Origin of the sequence: Leptospira johnsonii, from assembly GCF_003112675.1 — a bacterium.
Lineage (GTDB): Bacteria > Spirochaetota > Leptospiria > Leptospirales > Leptospiraceae > Leptospira_B > Leptospira_B johnsonii.
This window is the reverse complement of sequence record NZ_BFAY01000011.1, coordinates 1,349,779-1,370,596: the sequence shown is the minus strand read 5'-3', so window position 1 is coordinate 1,370,596 and position 20,818 is coordinate 1,349,779. Positions and strand designations below refer to the sequence as shown.

Annotated in this window: 22 protein-coding genes; 10 read left to right on the top strand and 12 right to left on the bottom strand. The window is 41.3% G+C overall.

The features are described from left to right. Window positions 1-13: 13 nt before the first annotated feature. A complete protein-coding gene (locus LPTSP_RS15365; protein WP_108929550.1) occupies window positions 14-598 on the bottom strand; it encodes an LIC_10572 family protein in 585 nt (194 codons plus the stop codon). 203 nt (window positions 599-801) lie between these two features. Here LPTSP_RS15365 and LPTSP_RS15360 point away from each other — a divergent pair, with 203 nt between their 5' ends. From LPTSP_RS15360 to LPTSP_RS15350, 3 genes are read left to right on the top strand one after another with little or no spacing between them, the layout of a single operon-like run. Then, complete coding sequence (locus tag LPTSP_RS15360) at window positions 802-2,091, top strand: homoserine dehydrogenase (RefSeq protein WP_108929549.1); 1,290 nt, start codon at window positions 802-804, stop codon at window positions 2,089-2,091. 3 nt (window positions 2,092-2,094) lie between these two features. After that, window positions 2,095-2,424, top strand: a complete 330-nt coding sequence (locus LPTSP_RS15355) for a hypothetical protein (protein ID WP_108929548.1) — start codon at window positions 2,095-2,097, stop codon at window positions 2,422-2,424. 16 nt (window positions 2,425-2,440) lie between these two features. Further along, entirely contained in the window at window positions 2,441-2,812 is a 372-nt protein-coding gene (locus LPTSP_RS15350) for an STAS domain-containing protein (RefSeq protein WP_108929547.1), read from the top strand. Window positions 2,813-2,895: 83 nt separating this feature from the next. On the opposite strand, the gene LPTSP_RS15345 is transcribed toward LPTSP_RS15350, so the two are convergent. The 5 genes from LPTSP_RS15345 to LPTSP_RS15325 form a co-directional block, all read right to left on the bottom strand. Beyond that, window positions 2,896-3,582 carry a phosphopantothenoylcysteine decarboxylase domain-containing protein gene (locus LPTSP_RS15345; protein ID WP_108929546.1) on the bottom strand — a complete coding sequence of 229 codons (687 nt, stop codon included), beginning with the start codon at window positions 3,580-3,582 and terminating at the stop codon, window positions 2,896-2,898. A gap of 12 nt (window positions 3,583-3,594) precedes the next feature. After that, on the bottom strand, window positions 3,595-4,134 hold the full coding sequence (locus tag LPTSP_RS15340) for a phosphopantothenoylcysteine decarboxylase (protein WP_108929545.1): 540 nt from the start codon (window positions 4,132-4,134) through the stop codon (window positions 3,595-3,597). Window positions 4,135-4,171: 37 nt separating this feature from the next. Continuing rightward, entirely contained in the window at window positions 4,172-5,500 is a 1,329-nt protein-coding gene (locus LPTSP_RS15335) for a hemolysin family protein (protein ID WP_108929544.1), read from the bottom strand. Between the two features lie 217 nt (window positions 5,501-5,717). Then, window positions 5,718-8,366: a tetratricopeptide repeat protein gene (locus LPTSP_RS15330; protein ID WP_108929543.1), complete on the bottom strand. Its 2,649-nt coding sequence runs from the start codon at window positions 8,364-8,366 to the stop codon at window positions 5,718-5,720. A gap of 27 nt (window positions 8,367-8,393) precedes the next feature. Further along, complete coding sequence (locus tag LPTSP_RS15325; protein WP_108929542.1) at window positions 8,394-9,395, bottom strand: NAD(P)H-dependent glycerol-3-phosphate dehydrogenase; 1,002 nt, start codon at window positions 9,393-9,395, stop codon at window positions 8,394-8,396. A gap of 169 nt (window positions 9,396-9,564) precedes the next feature. Between LPTSP_RS15325 and LPTSP_RS15320 the strand changes: the two genes are divergently transcribed. From LPTSP_RS15320 to recG, 5 genes are all read left to right on the top strand, one after another. Further along, complete coding sequence (locus tag LPTSP_RS15320) at window positions 9,565-10,257, top strand: hypothetical protein (RefSeq protein WP_108929541.1); 693 nt, start codon at window positions 9,565-9,567, stop codon at window positions 10,255-10,257. Window positions 10,258-10,350: 93 nt separating this feature from the next. Continuing rightward, the gene (locus LPTSP_RS15315; protein WP_108929540.1) at window positions 10,351-11,349 is read left to right on the top strand and encodes a metallophosphoesterase family protein; all 999 of its coding nucleotides are present in this window, start codon (window positions 10,351-10,353) and stop codon (window positions 11,347-11,349) included. Window positions 11,350-11,353: 4 nt separating this feature from the next. Then, window positions 11,354-12,031, top strand: coding sequence for a hypothetical protein (locus LPTSP_RS15310; protein ID WP_108929539.1), 678 nt, complete (start codon window positions 11,354-11,356; stop codon window positions 12,029-12,031). Further along, the gene (locus tag LPTSP_RS15305; RefSeq protein WP_108929538.1) at window positions 12,028-12,423 is read left to right on the top strand and encodes a hypothetical protein; all 396 of its coding nucleotides are present in this window, start codon (window positions 12,028-12,030) and stop codon (window positions 12,421-12,423) included. Before LPTSP_RS15310 ends, LPTSP_RS15305 begins: the two co-directional genes overlap by 4 nt. Next, entirely contained in the window at window positions 12,404-14,524 is a 2,121-nt protein-coding gene (gene recG, locus LPTSP_RS15300; RefSeq protein ID WP_108929537.1) for an ATP-dependent DNA helicase RecG, read from the top strand. Before LPTSP_RS15305 ends, recG begins: the two co-directional genes overlap by 20 nt. A gap of 63 nt (window positions 14,525-14,587) precedes the next feature. Here the strand turns inward: recG and LPTSP_RS15295 are convergent, their stop codons facing one another. Continuing rightward, on the bottom strand, window positions 14,588-14,926 hold the full coding sequence (locus LPTSP_RS15295) for a TIGR04452 family lipoprotein (protein ID WP_108929940.1): 339 nt from the start codon (window positions 14,924-14,926) through the stop codon (window positions 14,588-14,590). A 214-nt stretch (window positions 14,927-15,140) separates the two neighbouring features. Between LPTSP_RS15295 and LPTSP_RS15290 the strand changes: the two genes are divergently transcribed. Continuing rightward, window positions 15,141-15,905 (top strand): M15 family metallopeptidase, encoded by a 765-nt coding sequence (locus LPTSP_RS15290; protein WP_108929536.1) that lies wholly within the window; start codon window positions 15,141-15,143, stop codon window positions 15,903-15,905. Window positions 15,906-15,948: 43 nt separating this feature from the next. On the opposite strand, the gene lpxA is transcribed toward LPTSP_RS15290, so the two are convergent. Further along, window positions 15,949-16,728: an acyl-ACP--UDP-N-acetylglucosamine O-acyltransferase gene (gene lpxA, locus LPTSP_RS15285; RefSeq protein WP_100767523.1), complete on the bottom strand. Its 780-nt coding sequence runs from the start codon at window positions 16,726-16,728 to the stop codon at window positions 15,949-15,951. A gap of 153 nt (window positions 16,729-16,881) precedes the next feature. Between lpxA and LPTSP_RS15280 the strand changes: the two genes are divergently transcribed. Further along, on the top strand, window positions 16,882-17,229 hold the full coding sequence (locus tag LPTSP_RS15280; protein ID WP_108929535.1) for an Hpt domain-containing protein: 348 nt from the start codon (window positions 16,882-16,884) through the stop codon (window positions 17,227-17,229). Between the two features lie 16 nt (window positions 17,230-17,245). On the opposite strand, the gene LPTSP_RS15275 is transcribed toward LPTSP_RS15280, so the two are convergent. The 4 genes from LPTSP_RS15275 to zapE form a co-directional block, all read right to left on the bottom strand. After that, window positions 17,246-18,388 (bottom strand): N-acetylneuraminate synthase family protein, encoded by a 1,143-nt coding sequence (locus tag LPTSP_RS15275; RefSeq protein ID WP_100708092.1) that lies wholly within the window; start codon window positions 18,386-18,388, stop codon window positions 17,246-17,248. Between the two features lie 103 nt (window positions 18,389-18,491). Then, window positions 18,492-19,292: a 3-methyl-2-oxobutanoate hydroxymethyltransferase gene (panB, locus tag LPTSP_RS15270; RefSeq protein WP_108929534.1), complete on the bottom strand. Its 801-nt coding sequence runs from the start codon at window positions 19,290-19,292 to the stop codon at window positions 18,492-18,494. 1 nt (window position 19,293) lies between these two features. After that, on the bottom strand, window positions 19,294-19,746 hold the full coding sequence (gene folK, locus LPTSP_RS15265; RefSeq protein WP_108929533.1) for a 2-amino-4-hydroxy-6-hydroxymethyldihydropteridine diphosphokinase: 453 nt from the start codon (window positions 19,744-19,746) through the stop codon (window positions 19,294-19,296). Then, on the bottom strand, window positions 19,746-20,591 hold the full coding sequence (zapE, locus tag LPTSP_RS15260; RefSeq protein WP_108929532.1) for an AFG1/ZapE family ATPase: 846 nt from the start codon (window positions 20,589-20,591) through the stop codon (window positions 19,746-19,748). The genes folK and zapE overlap by 1 nt, the downstream gene beginning before the upstream one ends. Window positions 20,592-20,818 lie beyond the last annotated feature (227 nt).

Genomic DNA, 20,818 nt, shown 5'->3' with positions numbered 1-20,818 from the left:
TGGATGGATCACATCATTTCACACAAATTACTGCGAATTTGTTTGTGCTGGGACTTGGAGAAAAATCTCCGCTGCTCAAGTTTACCGTCATATAGTCCCCTTTGTCTCCCGCAGCACTTGTAGACCAAAACAACCCAATGGTTTTGATCTTTTTATCCGCTCTTTTGGAAAACACCTTAAGCTCTTCCTTGTCTGGGAGTCTTTTTCTTCTGGAAGAACAATAACGAACTGCATCTTCCCAAGCTACAGGAGATCCAGCTTCTTCGTCCCAACCATGTTTTCCATAAACAGGGGTCTTATCTAAATATTCTTGAACGATAAAATATCCGAAAAATACGATCAATGCGACCGCGAGAAATCCAATGACTTTTACAAGAGTGCCCGAACTTCCTCCGGATTGAGGAGCTTTCATAGGAAGTTCTTTCATCGTTTCTGAAATTTTACTAGCTACGGTATGCTGTTGGTGGCGATTCGAACGACCATGCTCCGGTCTTTTTTTCTGCTGATGACCGCGGTTTCCTCCGCCTGGGTGTTTGTGGGAAGATTCTTGTTTTTTATTCCCGGAAGTTTTGCGGGGAGGCTTACGACGGTTCGCCATAAAGTAGGTTATCCTTTCAGTCGATGGATTTGGACCTATTTACTCTAAACGGTCCTAGACGAATTTTAAAATCGTCCGTAAAAGATTCTCTACCAAGACTAGCTCATTTAGTAAAGAAAAAACCGCCAAGCCGAAGGGAAAGCCCCTAGTCATACTTAAAAAAGGTCGAATGTTTCTACCGCAACCGAAAGGATTGTCCCAGAATGCAGACGATTCGAATCGGATTAATTGGCGCAGGCACAGTCGGCTCAGGAGTTCTTAAAATTCTTTCGGAAGAATCCGCAAGATTCGAAAAAGAATACGGTATCTCCCTAAATGTACATACGATTTGCACCCGAACTCCATCCAAAATTGCCCCTATTTCGAAATTATTTTCTAAAGTAAAAATAACAGACGATTACAAACAAGTGGTGGGAAACCCCGAAATCGATATGATCATCGAACTTGTAGGAGGTACCACAATCTCCGAAGAGATCGTATTAGGGGCCTTACAATCCAAACAAACTGTGATCACCGCTAACAAAGCGCTCCTTTCCGAAAAAGGAGAGATCATTTATAGAACTGCGGAAGAAAACCACACCGAGATTGGGTTTGAAGCTTCCGTAGGAGGTTCTATTCCGATCATCCGAGCCATAAGGAATTGTTTAGCAGGAGATAAGTTCCTAGGACTTTACGGGATCTTGAACGGAACAACTAACTTCATCCTTTCCAAAATGGAAACAGAAGGTTTAGATTATAAAGAAGCTTTAAAACTCGCTCAGGAAAAGGGATTTGCAGAAGCGGATCCAAGCTTCGACGTAGAAGGTATAGATACAGCTCATAAGATCAGCATTTTAGGATCCTTGGCATTCGGAGAAAAGATCCCTCTACAAAACATAGTGGTAGAAGGCATAACAAAGATTACACGACTGGATATCGCATTCGCTTCAGATCTGGGTTATAGGATAAAGTTACTCGGTCTTGTAAGAAAATTAGACGGCAAGGTAGAAGCCAGGGTTCAACCTGTAATGATCCCAAAACATCATGCGTTCGCAAGTGTGATGAATGAGACAAATGCGGTGTATTATAAAACCACATTTGCGGGGCCAGGTTTGATCGTAGGCAAAGGTGCGGGAGCTTTACCGACCGCGTCTGCAGTGGTTTCGGATCTGATCTATTACGGCTCAAGACGCGGCAAAAATCTTCCGATGGAAAAGAACAGATTTCCAAAAGCTTCCATATCAGAAGCAAACCAAACCGAAGCCAGATATTATCTAAGATTTAACACCTTAGACCAACCAGGAGTTTTGGCAGAAATCGCAAAAGATTTGGGAACAAACGGAGTATCGATTTCTTCCGTACGCCAAAATGAATCGGAAAAGGAACCTGCAGAAGTAGTGGTGGTCACACATCCTTGTGTAGAAGCTTCGATTTCTGCGTCTCTAGGAAGGATAGACGCTTCCGACGTGGTTTTAGAACCCTCGGTAGCAATTCGGTTGGAAGACAAATTGTGAATTATGAGCGAATTTCCCTGCACATTGTCCTTACACGAAGGATTCGGGGAACCGCATTTGGATTTATTTTTGGATATTGACGGAAATTCTCGTCTAATCACCTTCGGAACAGTCGCCTCCTATTGGGATTTACTCCAAAGTGGATCGAAAATAACTTTTCAAAGAAAGAAAGATCACAGAAGGATCTATCTGGACTTAGAAGGCGAAATCGAAAACAAAGGAAGACTGAGGATACTTTTCCGCGGATTCGCAAAAACGGATTCCAAATCGGAAGAAGTCTCCGGATGGATGGAATTGACAGCCACCATCAAAGACGGAACAATGATGCTTTAACGCGGATCGGGATAAAATGGCAAAAACGGAATTCGAAGGCCTATACATAGAAACTAAAAAAGACTCCGTCGGAGACAAAGAAGTTCTAATCGTCATCATGAACGGAAAAGTGACGAATTCGAACGCTTTCGAAATTTCCAGAAAGATCAATTTCGTTTTCGACGAAGGGATCTATGAGATCATCTTGGACCTTTCTTCTTTGGAATATATTAATAGTGTCGGGGTTGCGACCCTATTAACGCTGATCAAAACCGTAGATCAGCATAACGGAAAGATCGTGATCGGAGGATTGAATCACTTCTTAGAGAATGTGATCCGATTGATGGAATTACCTAAAAAAGTGGCGATCTATCACACTCTGGACGAGGCAAAAGCGGTCTTTAAATAATCTTATAGTCTGTCCCAAAATATAGACTTTCGGTCAATACCAAGTCACTGGCTTCAAGAGCCTGAGCCTTTTGGGACAAGCTCTTATCGAATACTTTCTTGTTTAGAAAGAATATCCAAATATTCTAAAATTCCTTTGGCAATGATCTCCTTCGAAGCGGGACCGATTTCCTTTTTAGAACCTTCTCTTCCGTAAACGATCACGCTAGTATCCAAGTCCCCAAAACCTTTGGAGTCTTTGCCCACGTAATTTCCTACGATAAAATCCAGATTTTTTCTTTGGAGTTTAGCAAGTGCGTTTTGATCCAAAAGATCTGTCTCTGCGGAGAAGCCGATACGAAGCACATCTTTCAGATTTTGTGTTTGGATCTTTTCGTGAACCGAAACAAGTATGTCCGGGTTTTTGATCAGCTCCAGGACAAGGGTATCGCTACCTTCTTCTTTTTTGATCTTGGATTCGTTCGCATTTTTAGGGCGAAAATCCGCAGGAGCAGCAGCCATAATAAGAATAGAAGAAGAATCGACTTCTTTCAAAACCGCGTCTTTCATTTCCAGAGTGGTTTCTACCTTTATAACTCTTGCGCCCTTAGGTTCCGAATATTTGGGCTCTGTCAGTCCTCGGATATAAACGATATCTTTTACTAAGTGAACCGCTTCTTGGGCTAAACAATATCCCATTTTTCCTGAAGAAGCATTTGAAATAAAACGTACGGGATCTATCCACTCTCTAGTGGGTCCTGAACTTATTATAATTTTTGAATATTTGCCCAAAGGAAGAACGTCTTATTTAGAAGTTTTCAGATACAATTCCAGGATCTTTTTTTGCATTACTGGAACATCCGCCAGTTTGCCGTAACCCTCGTCACCGCAGACAACGACTCCTTCCTGAGGATCTAATATGATCACTCCGTCTTCTTTCAGACGTGCAAGATTTCTTTGTGTGGCAGGATGAGTGAACATATTCGGATTCATTGCAGGAGCAACTAATACAGGACATTTCGCAGCAAGATAGGTAGAAGTTACAAGATCATCCGCAATTCCATTGGCCATTTTTGCGATAATATTTGCAGTTGCGGGAACCACTGCAATCACAGCCGCACGATTCCTGGCGTCAATATGAGCCATTCCGTGTTCGTATTCGTCTACCTGGACTTTTTTACCGGTAAGAGCCTCGAATGTGATCGGACCTATAAACTTGGTGGCATTCTCCGTCATGATCACGGAAACAGGATAACCTTCTTTGGTAAGATTACGCACCAGTTCGCAGGCCCTAAAAGCCGCGATACTTCCGCTGACTGCGATCAGAATATCCTTTTTGTCCATACTTACAGATTCAGAACCGATCTATCAGATTTACAACTTAAATCGCAAAGGAAGAAGGAGCAGAAAGCCTAGTAAAACGGACGGTCATGATCTTGTTCCCATCCATTTTTTCTACGGTCAGCTTACCTTCAGGGATCGCAACTTCGGTTCCTTCCTTAGGCATATCTTCTAACTTATCTAAAATAAAACCTGCGATGGTGCGGATATCGTTTAGCTCGTCTTCTTCGATACCGGTTAGGATCTCTTTCAATTCGTCTAGCTCGGTTTCTCCATCTATATCGAATGCATCGGGAGAATGTGACGGAACTGCATCCGTTTCATGATCGTCTGTCTCGTCACGGATTTCGCCGAAAACTTCTTCCACTATGTCTTCCATAGTAAGTAGTCCTGAAACTCCGCCGTATTCGTCGATCACAATCGCCATATGTTGTTTTGCGAGCCGTAACTTTTGAAGGACCTTTTCTATAGACATACCTTCCGGAACCACAATAGGAGGCTGCATGATCGTAGTGACCTTTGCCTTTTTGTTCCGCTTAGATTCGGAAAGCCATGCAAGAAAAGCCTGAACGTGAATGATACCTACAATATTGTCAGTAGTTCCATCATACACAGGATATCTGGAAAAATGATGTTCTGCGATGATAGAAAGAACTCCATCCATTTGACTGTCCGCAGGAATTCCCACAATACTGAGTCGGTGAGTCATCACATCCTTTGCCAAATGTTCAGAGAACTGGAAAGTATTTTGGATGATCTGGAATTCTTCTTGGTCTATATTTCCCTGTTTGTTCTGTTCTTGGATCAGGATCATCAACTCTTCGGGAGAATGGATAATACGATGAGAATCTTCCTTAAACCCGATCCTTTTCAAGATAAAAGAAGTTATTCCATTTAAGAAAAACGTAATAGGGAAAAACAAATAATAAAAGAAGAATATAGGAGCGCTTGTCACCAAAGCCATTGTTTCAGTCTTTTGGATCGCAACCGTTTTAGGAAGAAGTTCCCCCAAAAGAATATGCAAAAATGTGATCAATGCAAACGAGATCGCAACCGCAACCCCATGAATCGTTAAGTCAGAATCAGGATAGCCTGCATAATGAAAAATAGGCTCTATCCAACTGGAAAGATAACCTTCTCCCACCCAACCTAAAAGTAAACTCGCGATCGTGATCCCCACCTGACAAACGGAGAGCATATCGTTCAACATGCTGGCCGCTTTTTTAGTCAGGGCAGCCATAGGTCTGCCGTCTCTGATCAGTTCTTCCAAACGAGAAGGTCTAATCGAAACCAGGGCGAATTCTGCGGAGACGAAGAATCCGTTTGCAAAAATAAGAAGAAGAATTACGAAAAATCCAATCACATCCATTAACGGCAAGATCTTCCGAATGTAAGATTTAGGCAGATTGCTAGATCGAAAGAATAAAACAAGGTGGGAAAAAGGTCGCTTTGGTCCGGAAAAATCCGGCTTCTACTGTCGGGGTCCATCTATCTAAGATACCATCCATGAAAAACGATGCATTGTCGAGTGTTTTGGAGACGAAAAAATGAAAATTTCCCCTTTTACCGAACTACGTGAAAGCAGGTTATTCAGCGTTTCGAACCATTTTTAGGACTCTGGAATTCAGATTTGGGTCCCCATTTTCATTTGCGAGTCTTTCTAATAAATTTATGTCGGATTCCGACTCGGGATTCCAATATTTAACAAAGTACAGGCGAGAAGTTCCTGCGGATAACCAAAACCTGGCCCAGTCCAGAAAATCTTCTGATTTATCTCCCCAGCCAGAACCGTTAAGTGAATCCTTAGTGAATGCGATCCTATCAGGTAAATTCCGAAAATCCAATCTACGTTTCGCCTTTCGGAAAGAAATAGAATCGGATCCACAAGACCATTCATAATCCCGAAGTCCGTTAGGAGATTTAGAAGTCACCTTCATGTTCCAAACGAGTAATGCCGACTTCCCCTGGAGCAATTTAGATCCATCATAATATTGTAATGGAAAAGATTGCCAACCTAAATGCCCCTCTCCTTCCGGAAGGTTCTTAGGGAAAAGATTCTCACAAGCAGGACCGAAAACTTTTTTAGCGGAATCCGACTCGTCCCTTTTATCGAATCTAAGGAATAATTTGATCTCAGAGTCGGGAAACTCTTTTCTTAAGTATTCAGCTGCTTCTACTCCGGGAGAATTCAAATAAATCTGGATTTTCTCTTTTTTGGCAAAGGATTCCATCGTACTTCTCAACGCAGATTGAGCGGTATAACTGGAAGGATTGTCCGTATTCAGCTCTCTCGCTTCCAACTCGGAAGAATCTCCATCTTTATGAAATAAAAATACTCTCTTGTCCTTCACAAAAATTGCGATCAATGGATGAGTTAACTTTTTAAAATTTGCATTTTTGAGCGGGTCTGATTCTTCTTTAATTCGAGCGGACTCTTTGGTTCTCATCTCAGACCAAGCGGATTTCCAAGGCTCTCTTCCGGGAGGATAAAATCCTTTATATCTAGAAATTCTAATATGAGTCTTGAGGATCGCAAGGTCAGGAGGAGAATCATCCTCCTGAAGTTCGGAATTTTCCTCGTAATGGATCATGAAAGAAAGTAGATCGTTCGTATAACCATGTCTTGCATAAAAATCTATAGCGGAGTTCTCTAAACTTTTACTTCCGAAGGAAAGAGGCAGGTAATTTTTGATCTCGAAAGTTTTATCGTCCGTAACACCGGAAGCAGAAATCTTAAGAGCCTGATCTAAGAAACTTTTTACTCCTCTGAGATTCGAGGATTCTTTATGAGAAAGAAATAACCCGTTCAAGCGGATCCATTCCTCTTTATAAGAAGGGTCTTCCTTTAAAATACCGCCAGCTTTGGTGAACTCGATAATCGCTTTTCTGAGATTATTGGTTTTTAACTGTAAAAATCCATGCAGTAATGTGGCGGAATATTCCACTCGTCTCCATCCCTTACTTTGTGCGAGAAAACTTAAATCCATCGCAAGCTTGGAAGCTACTTCCGGTTCGTCTTCCGAAAGTATTTGAATAATCCTTAATTTAGTAAATAGATCGTCTTCTGTAAGATTTTTAGGGGTACTGACTGATTGTAGCGCATCTACCGCTTTGTGAGAATTTTTGGATTTCCAAACGGCGATAGACACCAAGTCACGAGCGCTATTGATTGAGATAGGTTCTCCCAAAAAAGGATGAAGTATCTTAGTAGACCAATGTAAAAAATCCAAATTTAAATAATATTCCAAAGCTCTTGCAGGCTCACCTTGCAAATAGGCAAGAGTTCCTAACTTCAGATATAATGAATTTTTATACGCGGGAGCCATCTCCCCTTGTCTCTCTATGATATACTTTAAAACTTTTTCGGCGGAATTCGGATCTCCATCTACCAAGTAATAGTAAGCTAATTTTTCATAAGAATGAGATAGCATCCTTCCACCCAGATTTTCCGAAACTATCCCTATTTTAGAAAATTGGATCGCGTCTCTGGCAAATCCCAATTCGGAAAGATAATCCGAAATATTCGGTAGAAAATTAGATAGGAAAGGAATATGTTTTAATTCCTTCTCCTCCGGATCGCTGATCCCGGGAAAAGGCGAAAGTATTCTTTGCAGATTTGTATATTCCCTATCATGGTTCGGATCCGAAAGTTTAAAATCCGCTAGATAACTTCCGAGTCGGAGCATTCTACAAAGTGAATAATATTGCTTTTTAGGAGAACATTTGATCTTATCTGCAGGTTTTTTATAAAGAAGAACGTTACGGGTAGATTCTACCAATTCTTTTTGATAAGTATCTCCTGCAGGAGGACTCCATGCTTTTAGGGAACTTTCTCCGTTTGTTTTTTTGGAGAAGTAGATATCTTGGAAATAAAGCAGAAGAGCTTCTGCAAAGCCTAGATCTTTTTCCTTTCGGATAGTATTGATCAGATTGGAGAATTTTCCAGAATCTTTATTAAGAAGTAAATATTCTCCCGCTAAAAGAGCAAACTCCGATTTTTGGACACCGCTTAGACCTTCCGGAAAAGAATTAAAATCGGTTTCCTTTGTAAGAACGTTCTTGCCGTCCATCAAAAGATAAAAATTACCCGGAGAACCGGTCCAACCGTAGTCATTGCGCGCCTGAGCGGAAAGAGATGTGCAAAAAGAACAGAATGAAATTAATAAAAATGGAATATACTTAAAAATTAGGCTTATGCGGCCTACTTTACGAATATTTAAAATTGCATTTTGCAAGGGAATCGATCGCGATTTAAGTCCGGTTTATAGACCTTCTCTTTTTAAGTCACGGCCCATTAAATCTCTAACAACCTCCTTCGGATTCTTATGCTCGTAAAGCATTTTATACACCTCGGTAGTGATGGCCATTTCTATGCCTAATTTCTGGGATAATTCGAATCCACTTTTTGCGGTTTTTACCCCTTCTGCAACTTCTACCATACCGCCTAAAATAGAATCCAGGCTCTCTCCTTTCCCCAATCTAAAACCTACAGTCCTGTTTCTAGAGGCATCTCCACAACAGGTTAAGATCAGATCTCCCATTCCGGATGGACCTAAGAAAGTAAGAGGATCGGCTCCTAATTTGACTCCTAGTCTGGATATCTCGGTTAGTCCTCTGGTGATCAAAGCGGCTCTTGTATTTTGTCCGAATCCTAATCCGTCGGAAACACCTGCAGCAATCGCGATCACATTCTTTAAGGATCCGCCTACTTCTACTCCTACAACATCGGGGGTCCAATAAGTCCTAAAATAAGTGAAACTGAATATTTCCTGCACCTTTCTTGCTGTTGCTTCGTTTTTAGAAGCAATGCTCACTATCGTTGGCACACGTCTGACCAACTCTTTTGCAAAACTAGGGCCGGAAAGATAAGATAATCTGCTGTGAAATTTTCCTGGAAGTTCCGCTTCAAAAATTTCGGAAACCAGTCTGAGACTTCCATTCTCTATTCCTTTACTTGCAGAAACAATAGGCGCCTTTTCAGGAAGGAAAGATTTAATCTCTTTTAAAATATCGGTGATCGCGTGAGAAGGAGGAGCGGAAACAATCATGTCCTTGTCTCTGACGGCTTCTTCTAAACTAGTACTTCCTTTTAAATTTTTAGGAAGATCTATCCCAGGCAGATATTTTTCGTTCCTATGGTTCTCATTGATCTCTCGGATGAGGTCGGAGTTCCTTCCCCAAATGGTAACCTCATAACCTTTGTCCGCCAGCAGCACTCCTAAAGAAGAACCAAAACTCCCAGATCCGATAACGCCGATTTGCATGAGATATCCTTTTCCCCGACTAACCCTAAGGAGTGATGATCCTGACCTGGAAAGCCTAAACGGCAAGGAAAAAAAAGGAGGGAAATAGGAGGGCCTTTCCATTCTTATTTTGGTATAAAATAGAAATGAAGTTTACCGACCGAATCCGAAGGATTAACTTTGTTCTTCCATGCTCGATTTGCGGAAACTTTCGGGATTCAATCTTTTAGATTTTCTGACGGGAAAAAATTCCTTCGAAGAAAAAGCCTTAAAGAGCAATTACAGGATCGCAGTTTTACTTCATTCTTTGAATAAGGTTCTGCAAAAAAAAGTGGTAGAGGGGACGGAAGACCTGGAATCCCTAGTGATGGATTCCGGTAGAGGTGTTTTATACCTTTCCGGACATTATTCCATCCGAGGACTGGCCTGGTCTAAAATTTTAAGAACGAATCATATCAGATACAAACTCTCTTTACGACCTGTAAAGGTAGATGGAAACAGAGTAGTATTTAGGATAGAAGCGTTTAGACTCTATGATCATAACCCAAGGTCCGTTGATCCGATACGAATTTTCTCTAAAGTTTTCAAATTCCATCGAAAATTAATTTTAGAAGAAATAGTCGAGGAAATTCCGGAAATATTATCCCTTACGGAAGTAGGAAATGAGATCAGAGTCGATCTGAATTATTTTTTAGCGGAAATTCCGGAAGTTGCAGGAGCTGTTACTGTCCAAAAAGTAATCCCTGAAAAAGGAAATGTATTCTTATTTGTGCGTTCCAATACGATCTTAAAACCGTTATTGGATTTTTTTGGTCCGGACTATCTGAGGATAGAACCGATTTCGGAGAACGAAGACAGCATGCTCATGCTGTGGAGGGATTAGAAAGATTGGACATTATCGCGTGTTTTTCGAGAATCAGTATAGAAAGGGTCGAACGGCTTTAGTCGTTTAACATAAAATTTAGGATAAGTCCAAATGAGGATCATTTACCTCACCGATATCCACGACGGACTAAGAGGATTGAAAGAAGTCCTACTAGGAACCGAATGCGACTTGTACCTTTTCTCCGGTGACATCATCTACAAAGCCTTTTTTAATCCAGAACGAATCATCGAATTCGTAACCCTGCAAGAAGACATGTACCGGATCATGAATGATATCAAAGAAGATATCAATCCTTACGATTATGCGACGAGGGCAGTACGTTTTCCGGAGAAGCACCAGCCAAACGTGGTAGAAAAGTCCCACGATTACAGAAGATTATTCCACCAAGCTGCAAAAACGATGAAGGAAAAATACGAACTCATCGAAATCATCATCCAAAAATATGCGAAAGCACCGGTCTGGTTGCTTCCCGGTAACTACGATATAGATCTTCAATATTCTGCGTTATACGAAAGAGACCTGCATAGAAAAACCTTTGATATGGAAGGATTAAAATTTGCAGGTTACGGTGGTGCTCCCGTGATCACTTCAGGTATCCCTGAAAAGTTAGCGGTTAAATTCCACGAATACAATCGTAACGGAAAAAATTATAGCGAGCCCGAAGACTTCTTTAAGGAAGAAAATCCTGACATAGTTGTGATCCATAATCCTGCGTATGGATTTTTAGATAAGATCCCAAGTTTTGGACATGTGGGTTCCCAAGGGATCAGAAGATATTTAGATGATTATAGCCCTTCTTTAGTGGTCTCTGGCCATGTTCATGAAGACCAGGGAATCATTAAAAAAGGAAAAACAGTGTTTTTGAATCCTTCTAATTTTGGACCCGTGGATTCGGTTTTCGGATTTCAACCCGGAGGCTTCTTCTCGGAAATAGAATTAGAAAAGGATCTTGTAAAAAAAGTAAAACTGAATAGACTTTCGGATCACTCAATTCGCCAACTTTTGGAGGTCGATTGCTCGGGAGACAAGTTGGAGCTTGTCCATGCAAGCAGCGACTCAGAGGTCCCGGCGGAAGATTTTATCCGATAGCTTTATGACCCTTCCAAAACTCAGTTCAAACTCCAATATCATAAAATTTGTAGGTCTAAAAAAGTTTTTCAGATCTCACGAGACAGGAGTCTCCAGAGAGAGAATCGAAGATTTCAAAAAATTCAATAAACTCATCAACTATGGAGGAGACGAGGTAGCATTCGATATCTTGGGTTCTTTGAATTTCGGCCAAGCCACTACCGATTCCGACACGGATATAGTAATGTATACGAGATGTGAAGAAGGTAAAATGGGAGAATGTGGACTGGAAAACTGTTATAAAATTTCCCTGTTTAAACATATGTTCCTGAATCTTGTGACCTTTGAACATAGCTCTCAGGCTTATAAATTGGAAATCGTGGACTCCATCAACCTGAACCAATTGGAAAAGGATATAAAAGATAAGAATGCAGATTCTGCCTTACTCATACGTTTTTGTTTTTATAGATCCATTTGTAGAGGAGTGAATCGTAGACTTCTCCACAAATATGAGAACATGATCTCGGAAAATCTTCCTCTTTGGGAAAAGATTTCCGAATCTTTAGAAGAATGTTTCGAAGGAATTATCAAATCCTCTCAACATACTTATTCTTTTCATAAATACGCGGGAAGATTGGCGGATAAGGGAATAAAATTGCCCGGCTCCATGGCGGAGAAAATAAAGGATTATCTAAAACAATGATCACCTTTCTCACCTTAGTCGCTTGTTTGGCAGCGGCTGCGATCTTCTTCCATGTTCTATATACTGTAGATACAAAACGTCTGGATAAAAAAGCATCCAAACAGCCTAAAGACAACGAGTACGGAAATCCCAGAAAAGTATATGGTGGAAATTGGGATCCGAATATTCCCCGCCCTAGACTTTGCCCTGTATGTGGTCGGTTCTTGGATAAGAATGAATATTTATACGCAGTACTTTTCGAACCGGCAACTCCGGGAGCAAAGCGGCAAGCACGGATTTATGGTTGCCGTTATTGTTACCTAGGATTGGATGATTCGAGTTCGGCCCCAGAGGAAGTAATACAAAATGCTCCTCGACCGAAACCAGTCCAGGATGAAGAACTCGGTCTCTGATAAAAAAAATTCTACGATTTCCCTAAGCAGCTCCATTGGAGTCATCAAAGGTGTTGGCCCTAAAAAGCAGGAGGTTTTGGAATCCGTAGGGATCAAAACTATCCAAGATCTTTTAGGATGGTTTCCTCGTAGATACTTAGATCGGAACTTAACGGAAAACATACTTCTCAAGCAAGGAGAATCAGTTACCTTAATTCTGGAAGTAATCGATTCTTATCTGGCGCATGGAAAAAAATCCAGACTAGTAGTCTCTGCAAAAACGAAAAACAACGAACCGATCAGTTTAGTCTTTTTTAGAGGGATACAATTTTTCCGCAGGATCTTCCAACCCGGAATTCTAGTAGCTGTGACCGGCAAACTGGAATATTTCAGAGGATTCCAACTCATGCATCCGGATTACGAAGTGTTATCCTATGGAGGAAATGCGGATCTCTCAGAAGATGACTTACCGGAAAGTATTCATACCGGAAGAATTATACCCTTATATTCCACCACGGAAGCGATGAGAGACGAACATCTCAATTCCAGAGAACTTCGCAAACTCATCCATTACGCATTAAAACTTTTAGAAGGTAAGATTCAGGAAATTCTACCGGCCCAAGTTGTCAAAAAAAGAAATCTAATGGATCGGGCCCATGCTTATAATGAGATCCATTTTCCAACAGAAGATGAGCAATTAGGAAGAGCAAGGACCAGATTCAAATACGAAGAATTATATTATTTTAATCTTCTAATAGAATACAAACGTTCCCAAAGAGCGAAAGTTCCTAGAGTTTTATGGCCCCTTCCAGAATCTAAAACCGCAAAGGATCTGATCAAAAACTTACCTTTCGAATTGACACAGGACCAAAAAGAAAGTCTGGAAAAAATAACAGAATGGACCAAGCAGGATACCCCGGCCGCTATCCTATTACAAGGAGATGTGGGTTCCGGAAAAACCTTGGTAGCACTTCTCACTGCTCTCAGATACACGGACAATCAGGTCCAGGTTTGTATGGTGGCTCCTACAGAAATTTTGGCCAGGCAACATTACCAAACTGTAATGAATTTTTTAGGCAATATGCCGTTCCTGCGAATAGAAATTTTAGTAGGAAAAGAACCTAAAAAAACCAGGGCAGAAAAAATATTCAGGATCAAAACGGGCGAGTCACTCTTTATCATAGGAACCCATAGCGTTTTTCAGGAAGATGTAACCTTTAAAGATCTGGGACTTGCTATCATAGACGAACAGCATAAATTCGGAGTGGAACAAAGAGAAACATTAAGAGCCAAGGGAAAAAATCCGGACATTCTCGCAATGACCGCCACTCCAATTCCAAGAACACTTTGTCTTACTCTATACGGTGATTTAGAATTAGTGACTTTAAAAAATCGTCCCGCCGGTAGAATTCCTATTAAAACTTTATGGTTCACTGAAAGTAAAAGATCCGGAGTTTATAAATCCATCCAAAAGTACGTCTCCCAAGGAAGACAATGTTATATAGTTTATCCATTGGTAGAAGAATCCGAAAAATCGGATCTGAAATCCTGTATAGAAGCCTATGAAACATTAAGAAAAGATGTTTTTCCGGAATTCAAAGTGGGACTTCTTCACGGGAAAATGGAAACCTCCGAAAAAGATAGGATCATGAAATTATTCCAACAAAACGAGATCCAAATCCTAGTTAGTACTACCGTGATAGAAGTCGGAGTGGATGTTCCGAACGCTTCCGTAATGGTCATCGAACATTCGGATAGATTCGGGATCTCCCAATTGCATCAGCTAAGAGGACGTGTAGGAAGGGGAAAACACGAGAGTTTTTGTATCCTAATCTCCGACTCCAAAATTACGGAAGAAGCGAGATATAGGATCCAAGCCTTGGTGGATTCTGACGACGGATTCTTCTTATCGGAAGCAGACCTGAAATTAAGAGGTCCTGGAGAATTGCTTGGCGTAAGACAAAGCGGATTGCCGGACTTTAAGATCGCTGACTTAAGAGAAGATAGACAATGGATTGAGATCTCCAGAGAAGATGCGGCTCAGTTCGGTAATTTGGGAGATTTGGAAAAATCTGAGATTGTTTCTAGATTTTCGGAAGGGGCTTTATTGTTTTCGAATTGATGGAAATGTTTCCCGGCCGGCCGAAATTTCAACCGACCAAAAAACAAATTTCATTCTTAAGAATTAATAGATAAACGGAATGATTGTCGGTCTAGGATTCAAATCGCAGGTAAATCCTCCGAGATCCACAGTCAACAAGTTGATGATCAATGCTTCGTTCGCACAATCGTCAACGTCCGCTTTGTTATAGTATTTATCCTCTTCTACTTTTGCTAATTGAGGAGCAAGAATAGAAAGAACTTCGAAACCGCTTACTGCGGATCCAATAACTGCACTTGTCAAAATGATACTTTTTGCTTCCGTTCCGTCTACAGTATCCGGATAAGAAAGCCCGATTGCATCAAATAGAACACAATTGAACGTTAATACCAGAGGCAGAAGAAGAGTGATGATTTTTTTCATCCAGGGTTCTCCCAATTTGTTTTTTACAAAAAATTTCCAATTAGAGCTTAACTTCAACCGAATTTCCAAAGTAATGCAATACAAATTTCCGGATTTCAAGGCTGGAGTTTGTCATAAAGTCCCGGAAATTTCTGTAGTAGCATTTGTGTCTTAAACGGATTTGGATGATTAGAAAATCCCTTTTCCCCAAGTCGCCAAAGAAGAATATGGAATTATGCTATTCCTATTCCGATGTTTAGTACTTGTTCTGATTTTTGGTACCTTCTCCCTAGTTTCCCAAACGACAGACGAAACCTACCAAGGTGTTTCGGAAACTTCTTACCTAATCGGAGATTTTCCTAAAGAAAAAGCTCTAATATCTTTTACGAATCCTGGAGATCCAAGGCAGTTCTTCTTAAGGAAGGAAACCAAGGCCGCGTTCTTAAAATTAAAGGAAGAATATAAAAAGGATCATCCCCAAGAAAGGCAAGAGCCGTTTCTAATTTCAGCGCATAGATCTTTTTCAGAGCAAAAATCCATTTGGGAAGATAAGTATTCAGGCAAGAAGAAGATGAGAGAGCCGGTAAAAGACAAAACTCCTTCTCAGATCATTTCTTTAATCTTAGAATTCTCCAGTGCACCCGGAACTTCCCGCCATCATTGGGGAACAGACATTGATATCAACGCCTTGGAAAACTCCTATTTTGAAAAAGGAGGAAGAGGAGAAATATTCTATAATTGGATGAAGAAGAATGCTCACAGATTCGGATTCTGCCAGCCTTATTCATCCAAATCGGAAAGAGGTGGAAAAGGTTACAATGAAGAGAAATGGCATTGGTCTTACGCTCCTCTCTCGAATAAATTCCAAAGAGCCTGGGTAGATGCCTATAAAAAGGGAAAATTAAATTTTAAAGGAAAATTCCAGGGATCCGACTTTTTAGGAGACCTACCCCTGGAATATGTGACTTCTATCAATCCGGACTGTGCCAAGATAGATTAAACGTAAGAACGCGTGTTGTAGTTCCAACACGCAAAACTTTTGATTATCTGTGGTTCATGACCCCGCGATCACTGTTCCTGAAAAACTTAATGATCTGCAGAACTTCAGGAGGATGACCTGATTCCTTCTCCAGTTGATCCAAAGCGGTTCTATAATTCAGACCTGAATGATAGATCACCTTGTATGCATTCTTGATTGCGGATCTAGTCTCAGGAGAGAATCCGCCTCTTTTCAGACCCACAGTATTTAAACCGATGATCGTGCAAGGGTTTCCATCAGCAGTAGCAAAAGGAGGAACGTCCTGAACTACTTTAGAACAACCTGCTATCATCGCGTAATCACCCACAAAACAAAATTGGTGAACTGCAACTAGTCCTGAAATAAATGCCTTATTTCCGACTGTAACGTGTCCTGCCAAAACAAGACCATGGGTTAGAATATTATCATCTCCTAAAATACAGTCGTGGCCTACGTGAGCATTTCCCATCACATAGTTCCTATTTCCAATAATAGTAGGAGAATCCACCTTGGTTCCCTTATGAATATTGGAATATTCCTTAAAAGTATTATTATCTCCGATGATTGTTTTACTCGGAGTGCTAGGATCAAAACCTAGATCCTGAGGTCCTACACCGATCACCGCTCCATGATGGACTTTGTTGAATTTACCTAATTTAGTACCTGCGAAAATTCGGGCTCCGGTCTCGATCACGGTTCCTTCGCCGATTACCACATCTTTTTCTATAATTGTATATGCACCGACTTCGACGGATTCGTGTAGTTCCGCTTTCGAATCAACGATGGCTGTTGGGTGAATTTTCATTAAGTTTCGCCTCTTAAATCTTCCATAATACGAAAATCGACGTGGATTTTTTATTCAAGCTATAAATAATTGGGGTCGGTAAAGGGCCCGGGGCTTCGTCGAATTTTGGAAGCCGGATCCAAATACCAAACGCGGTTCGGGAAGGAGAATTCTATGTTGGTGGATTGGTCTCGTCTGGATTCCCTAAAACAAGGCGATGATGAAGATGATATTATTTGGCTGGAAGAAATGGTACGTTCTTTACGCAAGAACATGAACAGCCGTTTAGAGAATATCAAAACCTTCACCGACGAAAAGAAAAGTGTAGAACTCCAAGCAGAATTACACCAAACAAAAGGTGTTGCCGCAAATTTCGGACTGGCAGCAGTTCAGAAGACTGTTACGGAAGCTGAACTGAAATTGAAGGAAGGAAACTTAGAAGCTTGTTTGGCTCTTTGTCAGGAACTTCCGAGTCTTTGGGAGCAAACCAAAAAAGAATTAGCTCCCAAATTTCCGGAATAAGCCCGAATTCTCGGACTTATTTTTTCCCTTTACGTTCCAAAAAATAAGAATCTACCTTATCCGTCAGAGGTTTAATTTTTTCCTCATAGGTTAAAATAGCTTCTACCGTTTTTTCGTATAGAGACATGAGAAGCGCTTGAGCCGCATCACACATCTGCTCTTTGCGGAACTCTTCTACATGTAAAGTTTCCGTAATGGATCCATCCGGATTAAACGGAAGAGAAGCAAGTAAATTGGAAACCACGATCTTATCGTCTCCAGCAACGTGACTTGGATCGAAGATCACAGGGAGAATTGTCTGGTTCTTAGCATGAGTGATCACGTTCAGATCCGGAGTGTTACGGCAATATCCTTCCTTAATGAAAAGAGTTTTTACTCCTCTTTCACAAAGAACTATATTCAAATTTCCTTGATTAGCAATATATTCTGCAGCTGAGAACCATTCAATGGCTTCGTTACCGAAACCTCTTTTTAAGATCACCGGTTTACCTGTGCGACCTACCGCTTCTAAAAGTTCGAAGTCTTGAGCGTTTCTTGTACCGATCTGGATCATGTCTGCATGTTTGGAAACTTCTTCCGCCATCGTGTGATCCATAACTTCGGTTACGTAAGGAAGTCCGGTTTCTTCTTTTACTCTGTCGAGTAATTTGATACCGTCCCAACCCATTCCTCTCCAATCAGTTGGACGAGTCCTTGGTTTGAATGCTCCACCTCTAAAGATGATACGATCTAGGATCCCGAATTTTTTACCGATCTCTACAGCTTGTTTTGCGATAGTTACTGTTTGCTCATAAGTCTGAGGAGAATCCGGACCAACTAGGAAGATATGTTTTCCTGTTCCGAACTTACGAACTAATCCATCCTTTCCGTGAACTTCTACAATTCGGTTCTCGCGATGGACTACTTCTCCGTTTTTACCGGCAGCTGTACGAGCGATATTTTTATAAGGCAATGATACGTTCCAAATTCTAGTCACACCAGGAAGTTCTTTTACATAACCTTCCTTGTCGGAGATCTTACGGGTATCCCCGATAAAATGAATGGTATCGGATACGACCGCTCCGCGAATGATCTCGGTGGCGTTCCCACATTCGGAGGCCAAAGCCTTTATTTTTGCTTCGGTTTCCGGATATCCCTTCTCCAGTTCGACTATGTCCACGTATCTTCCGTCCTATCTTTGTTCGATTTTGCAATCGGGATTGATTCTCTCTCCAGCCTTTACTTCACACACGGAACGTCAAGAAATCCGCAGAGAAAAGAGTTTAATGAGAATGTTCCGGCCCCGGAAAACTTCCATTTCTCACTTCCTGAATATAATTTTTGACTGCGTTCGAGACATCATCGTATCCGTTTAGGAAAGTTTTTAAGAACTTAGGCTTAAAGCCTTTGTTCAATCCAAGAAAATCGTAAATTACCAGCACCTGTCCGTCGGTCGCGGCTCCGGCTCCTATCCCGATCGTAGGAATTGGGACAGATTCGGAAATTTCTTTGGCAAGAGCAGAAGGGATCAGCTCGAAAACGATGGAGAATGCTCCTGCATCCGAGATACCCTTTGCTTCGCTTATCAATCTTGCCTTATCTTCTTCCGCTTTTCCTTGGATTTTGTGTCCGCCGAAAACGTTCACGGATTGAGGAGTAAGGCCTATATGTCCCATAACAGGGATACCTATTCTTTCCAGTTTATAGATAAGTTCCAGGATCTCTGGACCGCCGCCTTCGAATTTTACGGCGTCGCATCCGCTTTCTTTCATTACCTTTCCTGCAGAGCGGATCCCTTCTTCCAAAGAAACCTGATAGCTTAGAAATGGAAGGTCCACGACCACAAATGTGTTCGGGGCGCCCCTTCTGACAGCCTTTGCGTGGTAAATCATCTCGTCCAAGGTAACCGGCAAGGTGGTCGGTTGGCCTTGGTAGACTACACCCAGAGTGTCCCCAACTAGAATACAATCCACACCGGATTCTTCTAAGATCCGAGCGAACATAAAATCGTAGCAGGTCAACACAGTGATCTTTTTCTCTACAGGTTTTGGTCCTCTGGGAAATACTTTGCTAACATCTCTCATGTCATCCCTCCGAAGGATTCCCGAAAGCTTGGATCAGGGAACCTTCTCCGAGTTCATTTAAAAGTTCTAATATAAAAGGACGGGTAAACAGACTATGATGGGGAAGATGTAAACCCTTCTCATGGATCTTCATATCGTCGATGGATAGAATATCTATGTCTATGACTCGAGGGCCCTTGTCTCTTGTGCGGACCCTTCCCATTTCATTTTCTATGCCGAGTAGAAAATCCAAAAGTTCTCTGGGAGAAAGATGAGTGGATATCTGTACGAGTTGGTTTAAAAAATCGGGTTGGTCAGTAACTTCTAGAGCTTCCGTATTTAAAGCGGTCCCTTTTTTTAGGATCTGTATTTCGGGATGAGCACTGATCTTTTGGATCGCATCCGAAAGATACAATTCTCGATGTCCCAAATTCGTTCCCAAGCATAGAAATGCGATGTGATTATTTTTATCCATCAATGAGTTCCGAAAGCGCTATGACTTAGACGATAATCCGGACAATCCAAATGGATTTGTTTTGCCATCTCCATCAATCTCGAAAATATCCTACCTTCTGCTTTGTCCTTCCAATCGGAAGGAGGAATATTGGAAGTGAGAATGGTTACCTTCTCTTCTTCGTATCTTGCATCTATTAGATCGTATAACTGAGAATTAGCCCAATCGGATTCTTTATTTGCTCCGAAGTCGTCTAAAACCAAAACTTCCACATCTGTGAATTGTTTTTTAATCGTTTGCTCCATTCCATGGAGTTCACTTTCTTTTTGATAACTGTCTCGAATGGTAGAAAGAAAGTCTCGATTGATCTTTGCATATTTACATTCCAATCCGTAACGAAGAATGAGTTCATTTAAGATTGCGCAGGCAAGTAATGTTTTTCCGGAACCTGTTCCGCCCCAAAGATACAGACCTTGTTGCGCCCTTTCTCTTTCTTTCCATTTTACTACGATATCATTTGCCCAGTCGTGAGCTGCTAGGAAAGAAAGTTCGGTAGTGTCCATCCGATCCAGGGTTCTATATTTGTATCTCGCAGGGATCCCCGCCTTCTTCACCAAATATTCTACCCTGCTCAATTCCATTCTAGCGTTATGGCAGACACAAGGTAACATTCTATTTTGACTTTCGTCGTAGACCATATAAGGAGCCTTACCACCGCAGGGGCAAGATTCTCCGACGCAGGAACAAAGTAACAGAACTCCAGAGCTGGAATTCTTTACATTCTCTTCCAAAAGAAATCCGACTCCCGCACAGAACTTGCAGCTGGGAGAACCTTCTCGGATCGGGGTTAAATTCTTTAAATTCATGGTCTAGATCCAGACTGGAAGAAAGGGAAGTAATAGAAAGAAAGAAATCTAAGGACACATCATTTCCTAGGAATTCCTAAAAATCTGCTGACAAGTTCTGCTTTAAGCAAGATCCTGGAGGAGTATCCTGAACGGATTTAGGGTACAAAATTAGCGAAAAATGATAGAATTTCGCTAATGGATATCGTAAAAAGATTCTCGTTTATGTCCCTTGTATAGGAAAAATG

What these genes read in the sequence shown, in the direction of transcription:
- LPTSP_RS15365 (WP_108929550.1), bottom strand. Translation starts at nt 598, where the DNA reads ATGGCGAACCGTCGTAAGCCTCCCCGCAAAACTTCCGGGAATAAAAAA.
- LPTSP_RS15360 (WP_108929549.1), top strand. Translation starts at nt 802, where the DNA reads ATGCAGACGATTCGAATCGGATTAATTGGCGCAGGCACAGTCGGCTCA.
- LPTSP_RS15355 (WP_108929548.1), top strand. Translation starts at nt 2,095, where the DNA reads ATGAGCGAATTTCCCTGCACATTGTCCTTACACGAAGGATTCGGGGAA.
- LPTSP_RS15350 (WP_108929547.1), top strand. Translation starts at nt 2,441, where the DNA reads ATGGCAAAAACGGAATTCGAAGGCCTATACATAGAAACTAAAAAAGAC.
- LPTSP_RS15340 (WP_108929545.1), bottom strand. Translation starts at nt 4,134, where the DNA reads ATGGACAAAAAGGATATTCTGATCGCAGTCAGCGGAAGTATCGCGGCT.
- LPTSP_RS15335 (WP_108929544.1), bottom strand. Translation starts at nt 5,500, where the DNA reads ATGGATGTGATTGGATTTTTCGTAATTCTTCTTCTTATTTTTGCAAAC.
- LPTSP_RS15325 (WP_108929542.1), bottom strand. Translation starts at nt 9,395, where the DNA reads ATGCAAATCGGCGTTATCGGATCTGGGAGTTTTGGTTCTTCTTTAGGA.
- LPTSP_RS15320 (WP_108929541.1), top strand. Translation starts at nt 9,565, where the DNA reads ATGCTCGATTTGCGGAAACTTTCGGGATTCAATCTTTTAGATTTTCTG.
- LPTSP_RS15315 (WP_108929540.1), top strand. Translation starts at nt 10,351, where the DNA reads ATGAGGATCATTTACCTCACCGATATCCACGACGGACTAAGAGGATTG.
- LPTSP_RS15310 (WP_108929539.1), top strand. Translation starts at nt 11,354, where the DNA reads ATGACCCTTCCAAAACTCAGTTCAAACTCCAATATCATAAAATTTGTA.
- LPTSP_RS15305 (WP_108929538.1), top strand. Translation starts at nt 12,028, where the DNA reads ATGATCACCTTTCTCACCTTAGTCGCTTGTTTGGCAGCGGCTGCGATC.
- recG (WP_108929537.1), top strand. Translation starts at nt 12,404, where the DNA reads ATGAAGAACTCGGTCTCTGATAAAAAAAATTCTACGATTTCCCTAAGC.
- LPTSP_RS15295 (WP_108929940.1), bottom strand. Translation starts at nt 14,926, where the DNA reads ATGAAAAAAATCATCACTCTTCTTCTGCCTCTGGTATTAACGTTCAAT.
- LPTSP_RS15290 (WP_108929536.1), top strand. Translation starts at nt 15,141, where the DNA reads ATGCTATTCCTATTCCGATGTTTAGTACTTGTTCTGATTTTTGGTACC.
- lpxA (WP_100767523.1), bottom strand. Translation starts at nt 16,728, where the DNA reads ATGAAAATTCACCCAACAGCCATCGTTGATTCGAAAGCGGAACTACAC.
- LPTSP_RS15280 (WP_108929535.1), top strand. Translation starts at nt 16,882, where the DNA reads ATGTTGGTGGATTGGTCTCGTCTGGATTCCCTAAAACAAGGCGATGAT.
- panB (WP_108929534.1), bottom strand. Translation starts at nt 19,292, where the DNA reads ATGAGAGATGTTAGCAAAGTATTTCCCAGAGGACCAAAACCTGTAGAG.
- folK (WP_108929533.1), bottom strand. Translation starts at nt 19,746, where the DNA reads ATGGATAAAAATAATCACATCGCATTTCTATGCTTGGGAACGAATTTG.
- zapE (WP_108929532.1), bottom strand. Translation starts at nt 20,591, where the DNA reads ATGAATTTAAAGAATTTAACCCCGATCCGAGAAGGTTCTCCCAGCTGC.